This is a genomic window from Bifidobacterium sp. UTBIF-78, from assembly GCF_006408945.1.
Lineage (GTDB): Bacteria > Actinomycetota > Actinomycetes > Actinomycetales > Bifidobacteriaceae > Bifidobacterium > Bifidobacterium myosotis.
Genome location: NZ_JFAO01000075.1, coordinates 1 through 5,922, shown reverse-complemented (window position 1 = coordinate 5,922; position 5,922 = coordinate 1). Strand labels below are relative to the sequence as shown.

General features: G+C 51.2%; 3 protein-coding genes. 2 read left to right on the top strand and 1 reads right to left on the bottom strand.

Translation table 11 applies throughout. From position 1 onward, the window contains the following. Window positions 1-472 precede the first annotated feature (472 nt). Window positions 473-1,870, top strand: coding sequence for a hypothetical protein (locus tag BG22_RS10655; RefSeq protein ID WP_140495435.1), 1,398 nt, complete (start codon window positions 473-475; stop codon window positions 1,868-1,870). Window positions 1,871-2,170: 300 nt separating this feature from the next. On the opposite strand, the gene BG22_RS10650 is transcribed toward BG22_RS10655, so the two are convergent. Then, the gene (locus BG22_RS10650) at window positions 2,171-3,760 is read right to left on the bottom strand and encodes a sialate O-acetylesterase (RefSeq protein ID WP_258186348.1); all 1,590 of its coding nucleotides are present in this window, start codon (window positions 3,758-3,760) and stop codon (window positions 2,171-2,173) included. 819 nt (window positions 3,761-4,579) lie between these two features. On the opposite strand from BG22_RS10650, the gene BG22_RS10645 reads away from it, so the two are divergent. Next, on the top strand, window positions 4,580-5,824 hold the full coding sequence (locus BG22_RS10645; protein WP_140495433.1) for a nucleotide sugar dehydrogenase: 1,245 nt from the start codon (window positions 4,580-4,582) through the stop codon (window positions 5,822-5,824). Window positions 5,825-5,922: the final 98 nt, after the last annotated feature.

The window sequence follows — 5,922 nt, the reverse complement described above, 5'->3', positions numbered from 1 at the left end:
GATTCGATACTGTCATTCGCCACACAACCTTTCTCGCGACGACGGTCGTTGCAACCCGCCGAATCACTCACCTGCAATGTTCGATTTCTCATCTTACCGGCCATCGCACCGGCGTCCGGGCCGAGCTACACTGTAAACGTCCGCACAGAATAACCGCCGGCCATCACCCTGCTTGAAAGCTCTGCCGCATCCAAATCAGCCATTCATGAATATTGCTTGAATTATCCATGAACGACCGCTCAACACGCGATGGGGAACATGCGGACGAAACACCACCATCACTAGACTGGATACAGTGATGCATACCTGCATCACGAAGATAGTGATACTCATCTTTCGAGAAGAAGGAAGGTACTGCGATGAAGCGCATCAGCAAAGCCATCGTCGCGCTCGGCGCCGCGCTGGCAATGGTAATGGGGGGGGAGTCAGCGTAGCGCAGGCTGACGAGTACCCGTCGTATTCCACCAGCAATGTGAAGGTTTCGGAGGTGGGCTCCCACACGGCGAACGTGACTTATGACTGGAATATCACCGGCGTCACTGCCGACCAGATCAAGAACGTTTGCTTCGTCGTTACTGTGGAACGCTACACTTCCATGACGCCGATTGAGAACCGCAAGCTCCCTTATGCCTGGGGTGTGGGCGACAGCACCTGTGACCATGGGCTTAACGATTCCGATCTCACCAACATGAGCCCGCAGGATGCCCAGGCCGCCTACAACAGGGTGTACGGAGTGCGTGATTTCGATCTCACGCTCCCCGACGCGAACGGAGGACAATACGTCGCGGCCAAGTATTCCGGACAGAGCTACTATCGATTCCAGAATAAGGCTTGGGATGGCAAGTCGCTGAGCGGCACCATCTCCCTACCTGTCATTGGTCTGCTGCCCAGCAGCACGTACGGCAACAACTCAAACGCCCTCACTGTCACATTCGAGAATCTCTGGGCTCAGGGAGTCCGACAGACGACGCCTATTGATATTCGCTCCACGATAGCAGGCCTGCATGTGGACATGAAAGACGGATCATCCATCGGTTTTGGAGATGGCCTCACCTCGCAGGTCCCTGATTTTACGACTACTGCTGAGCCTGCGGGTATTCCCGAAGGTGATCTGACGTCGGACACGAAGGGCAATATCGAAGCGGGTGATGGCGACAACGCGGGCAAAGTCGAGGCTGGCAAGTCCGCGCGCATCTACATTAACGACCTTAAGGAAAGCTGCAAGGCCGACGACACGTCCTGCTTCTGGTACGGCTACATCTACTCCGAGCCGACCAAGCTCGTCAGTGCGCAGAACGGTGGCCCCGAGTTGCTGGTCCAGAAAGATGATGCGGGCAAGTACTACGTGGATGCGTTCATCCCCGACGGCTTCTCCGGCGAGCACAAGATCGCGCTGACCGACGAGACGGGCGCCCTGCAGGGCTGGACGGACGTGACGGTTGCCGAGGGTACGCCGAGCGAAAACGTGACGGTGTATCGTTTGTTCAATCCGAATGAGAAGCGGGCCGGCTCCCACCACTACACGGCCAGCGCCAAGGAGCGCGACGACCTGGTGGCCGCCGGATGGAAGGACGAAGACATCGCGTTCGTGACCACGTCGAAGGGCGATCCCGTGTACCGCGCGTACAACCCGAACGACGGGTCGCACTTCTACACGCTGGACAAGCAGGAGTTCGACGACGCGGTCAAGGCCGGCTGGCATGACGAGGGCGTCGCCTTCCACGTGTCCAAGGACGCGAAGGTGCCCCTGTACCGCCTGTACAACCCGAACACGGGCGAGCACTTCTACACCACCGACAAGGCCGAGGCTCAGAAGGACGTTGCTGCAGGCTGGAACGACGAAGGCACCGCCTGGAACGTCATCAAATAACACCACACAACAAAACGGGAAATAACCGGTTGAATAGACCGCGTCTTTCGATTGTCGGACTGAAGTAATTCAAATCCGATAATCGGAAGATGCGGTTTCCTATATGCACGAATCGCGGAATCGGAATCGCTTACCTACGATATTTGATTCCTTCATCCCCTGGTCACCGTATCGGCGCCCAAACGCGTCGAATGCCACTCCCCATTTTGTCCGGCGCTGTTCAACTCACTTCAGCAGCTAAAAGCAACCTCAATCATACAAACTATGAAATTACCGTCATACGGAAGCATATGCTTCAACTTAGGACTCAGAAATACCCAAGCGGAATGGGCTAGCCGGTAATTCTAAACCATTGTAGAGCAGTACACTATCGGTAGGGTTGGAACGCCAGAGATAACGTACCTGTCTAATATTCTGAACTTCTTTGGATGTGACGACAACAGTATTATCGCCTTTTATGGAAGCAGAGGCAGATTTAAATTTTCCATCGGCCCCAGCCACTTCAAACCCCTGCAAAGGATCATCCGTATCATCCGCCACATGCGTCGCCGTAGCATCCAATGAATATACGGGAGACATGGTCCGCAAGCCCTTGCCGGTGGCCCCAGAGAAGGAAATAGTAACCATGGAGCCTTCTTTATCGGTTTGCACAGCACGCTCAGGCAATGGGCTTTCCGGCACAGACGCCTTGTCGCGCATTGCTTCCCACTGACGTGCCATACGGTATGCCAAGATATCCTTGCCGAGAGGATGGATGAGCTCGCTGCTGCCTTTATCCGAATCAATGGAAACAGTCATGGCAACGTTTTTCAAAGTCCCGGTGGCATGGAGCGTGTCTAATTGCGCCTGACGAATTCCGGCCGTATCCACATTTTCGTCATATCGGGCCAGCTGTACATACAGGAACGGTAGCTCGGAATCTTGGAATACCTCACGATATTGATTAATCAGCGTTACAAAATTAGTCGAATATGAGGCAACATCACTAGGATTCCCCGCATCGGTTTCCCCTTGATACCAGAGCACAGCAGCAATATTGAAGCCCTTTAGCGGAGCGATATGCGTACCATATATTTCTCCACCAACCATATGTTGTTTGATGGGAGAGCCGCCCCAAGCCGTTTGGATAATTCCAATAGGCACATTAGAATCATCCTTCCGCAGATACTCGGCAAAGAACTGGGCAAGATAACTGAGATTCTCGGCATTGCTCTGATTCGCCGGAAGCCAACCATCGTCGTTATACGAAAGCAACGGAAGATTCACAGCTTCTTCGTCGTAATTACTTTTTACGTGCGAGGTAGTAAGGAAAAACACGTGGCTGTCAGAAATCGTGTTCGGAAGGTCAGCAGTGGTGATGACGTCCTGCATGTTTTCTTGGCGGATGGAGTCGGAACCATAAGCTTGGTTGTAGTTCAGCTCCATGTTGGATTGCCCCGCGGCCACAAATACATCCCCGACATAGGTCTTCCGTATGGCGAACAGCTTGTTTCCCATACTGGTGATAGTCAATGTGTATGGCTTCAGCTGCGCCGGCAGCGATTCTAAACTGGCAGTGAACAATCCTTGCTGATTCGCCGCGGTCGTAAGCGATCTTGCATGTTTCCCATCATCCATGGAGACAGTTATGGAGGCTTTTGGCGTGGTTGAGCCTCGAACAACAACCGGCTTATTACGCTGGAAAACCATGTTTTCCTTGTAATAGTTAGGCAATGTCACAGTTTCTGCCTGCACTGAGGATAGCGCGTTGGGCGTCGCCGCAGCTGCTTGAGCATTATGGCGCAAATTCAGATAACCATAAGATACCGTTATAACGGTAACGATAACAACCACTGCTATAGTGCTGATCATTACACGCACAATACGATTTTGTATTTGATTATCCGCCATAATAACCTACCTGCTCAACCTAGCCTGCGTCGCAGGCCCAAGACAATGGGTGTCCCGTCGAACCATAGCACCCATTACGTATACCATACGTTTCCGCTTCTCCAATACTGGCGATGCTCAAATCATTCGCATTTGCAACAAGGTCAATTCGCAGGGACATCATTGGCGGACGTTTCACCGCATCCCGGCACAAGACATTCTTATCGGAACAGAAGACGAGACCATTCCCTTTACACTTCATCATGACGCAATTCAAAGCATGGTGAACGGTTGGGAACTGTTCAATCCGGGGTTCCTGGTTTTGTTGTTACTACTCGCTGTAACGCTGATTGCTCTCGTACTGAGGAAATATGTCTGCTGCGTTTATGGATGCATAAGCGCGAAAAGCCCTTCGCCAACGCTCTCTATGGCTTTCCTCAACTGCGCTAGCACTTCCTTTCACGTATTACGCAATCATTGTTATACGCTACAAGAGTGTTCAACCAAGCTATCAAAAGCCGGATCCAAAAGGGCATATGCAATCGGGATTTTATGCGCCTATATCCAATCGGTTTGATTGGGACATCTTCCAATATATCGATTATTCTCTCACTCGGGCACGTCGTTCTGCGCCGCATTCGCCATAATACTGGCATGGGATGCCCTGTTGCAACCATTCCTTTTACAGCCGATAGGCCTCGCGGCACTCGGTTAATGAAATGTGCATGTAACGGTCAACCCCTGTCATCTGCGGCTGAGCCAGACTACTATGTGAAAGCGTCACCATGTACAGCATGAGGAACCGACAACGATGGTTAGCATCAGAAAGCGAATCTGAGTATGAAAATCGCAGTTGCGGGAACCGGATATGTAGGGTTGTCTGTAGCGCTGTTGCTGGCGCAGCACAACGAAGTACACGCGCTGGATATCATCCCAGAAAAAGTGAAGCTACTGAATCAAGCCGTCAGCCCAATTGTGGATGCAGAAATCTCCGATTTTCTGAAAGCGAATGCATCCGGAGAACGACTGCTGAATTTCCATGCGACGTTAAATCCATCCCAAGCGTATACGAATGTTGATTATGCGGTGATTGCAACTCCCACGAACTACGATCCGAAGAAAAACTACTTTGACACATCCAGTGTTGAAGCAGCAATTGAAGCTGTGCGTCGTTATTCTCCTGATGCATGGATTGTCATCAAGTCCACTATTCCCGTTGGATATACCCAGCAGTTGCACGAGCGATTAGACGACGACCACATTCTATTCTCTCCGGAGTTCCTGCGGGAAGGACATGCTTTATACGACAATCTTCATCCAAGTCGAATTGTGGTTGGAGCTTCTCAAAATAACAAACAAGCCGTTGCCGCCGCCCGCGTTTTTGCGAACCTGCTCGCACAAGGCGCAGATCCTCAAGAAATGCAACGGACTAATCCAGATGGCACCTCGGGCATTCCAGAATTGGTGGTCGGTCTGACTGAAGCCGAAGCTATCAAACTTTTCGCTAACACGTATCTGGCACTTCGTGTAGCTTATTTTAACGAATTAGATACCTACGCTGAGTCCCGTGGCCTTGACACGCAATCAATCATCACCGGCGTATGTCTTGATCCCCGTATTCGCAGCGACTACAACAACCCCAGCTTTGGCTATGGTGGTTATTGCCTGCCGAAGGACACCAAACAACTGTTGGCTAATTACGACAAGGTTCCGCAGAATTTGATTGGGGCGATTGTAGCGGCAAATCGAACACGTAAGGATTTCATCGCGGACGAGATTCTTGACCGCGTCTCACGCATCGAAAATCCGGTCATTGGCATCTATCGCCTCACCATGAAATCCGGCTCTGACAATTTCCGTCAGTCTGCAATCCAGGGAGTGATGAAGCGTCTCAAGGCAAAAGGCCTAACGATCATCGTCTATGAGCCCACACTGAATGATCCTTACTTCTTTGGTTCGCTGGTTACACATGATTTGGAACATTTCAAAGCGGAATCAGATATCATCGTAGCCAATCGATGGAATATAGATCTTACTGATGTGAGTGGCAAGGTATTTACCCGTGATTTGTTCCGTCGTGATTAGGGTGAAATGAAATACGTTACGGACCGCTATCCACATTGGACGGATAACGGTCCGCACGCGTCTCGAGATTCTTCGGAATATATAAAATTTACTTTGTC

Bases quoted from the DNA above. Each gene is read 5' to 3' on its own strand.
- BG22_RS10650 (WP_258186348.1), bottom strand. From the start codon at position 3,760: ATGGCGGATAATCAAATACAAAATCGTATTGTGCGTGTAATGATCAGC.
- BG22_RS10645 (WP_140495433.1), top strand. From the start codon at position 4,580: ATGAAAATCGCAGTTGCGGGAACCGGATATGTAGGGTTGTCTGTAGCG.